At 48.8% G+C, this 678-nt stretch carries 1 rRNA gene; it reads right to left on the reverse strand.

Annotated elements, in window-relative coordinates:
* Nucleotides 1-678: ribosomal RNA gene (locus IEY11_RS14590) — 23S ribosomal RNA — on the reverse strand; the annotation flags it as partial.

Raw genomic sequence — 678 nt, forward strand, 5'->3', positions numbered from 1 at the left:
CAATGCCTAAGCTTCGGTTGAACACTTAGCCCCGTTACATTTTCTGCGCAAAACCACTCGACCAGTGAGCTATTACGCACTCTTTGAATGAGTGGCTGCTTCTAAGCCAACATCCTGGTTGTCTTCGCAGTTTCACATCATTTTCCACTTAGTGTTCATTTGGGACCTTAGCTGTAGATCTGGGCTGTTTCCCTTTTGACTATGAGACTTATCTCACACAGTCTGACTGCTATTCATCAATTATCCGGCATTCAGAGTTTGATAGGCTTTGGTAACCTCGCGGCCCCTAGACCATTCAGTGCTTTACCTCCGGTAATCTAAAATAACGCTAGCCCTAAAGCTATTTCGGGGAGAACCAGCTATCTCCGAGTTCGATTGGAATTTCTCCGCTATCCACAAGTCATCCCCGGCTTTTTCAACAGACGTGGGTGCGGCCCTCCACGGTGTCTTACCACCGCTTCAGCCTGCTCATGGATAGGTCACCCGGTTTCGGGTCTAATACCTGCAACTTCATACGCCCTTTTCAGACTCGCTCTCGCTGCGGCTCCGGAACTCCAGTTCCTTAACCTCGCTGCAAATATTAACTCGCCGGACCGTTCTACAAAAAGTACCCGATCATCCTTTAACGGACTCTCGGTGCTTGTAGGCACAAGGTTTCAGGTTCTTTTTCACTCCCCT

The organism is Butyricicoccus faecihominis, from assembly GCF_014648015.1.
Taxonomy (GTDB): Bacteria; Bacillota; Clostridia; order Oscillospirales; family Butyricicoccaceae; genus Agathobaculum; species Agathobaculum butyriciproducens.